At 63.2% G+C, this 258-nt stretch carries 1 protein-coding gene; it reads right to left on the bottom strand.

Translation table 11 applies throughout. The features are described from left to right. On the bottom strand, positions 1–258 hold a 258-nt coding region (locus IZR01_RS54980), incomplete at both ends, for a reverse transcriptase domain-containing protein (protein WP_267255031.1).

Here is a 258-nt window from a genome sequence, read left to right as displayed (position 1 = left end):
CCTGCTCCGCCTGCACCAACGTGCGACAGTGCACCACGCCATCATCGGCATAGCGTTCAAACCGGCACCCCGGGAACTCCCGGGCCATCCAGGCATCGAACACATAGTGCAAAAACAGGTTCGCCAACACCGGAGACACCGCAGAACCCTGCGGTGTCCCCACATCACGATCAACCACATCCCCGCCGGGCATGCACAGCCCAGCAGTCAGCCACCGCCGGACATACAACACCACCCAGCGGGCATCGGTATGGGCCT

Source organism: Catenulispora pinisilvae (assembly GCF_015356865.1).
Lineage (GTDB): Bacteria > Actinomycetota > Actinomycetes > Streptomycetales > Catenulisporaceae > Catenulispora > Catenulispora pinisilvae.
The sequence above is the reverse complement of the archived record's forward strand: the minus strand, read 5'-3'. Positions and strand labels throughout refer to the sequence as shown.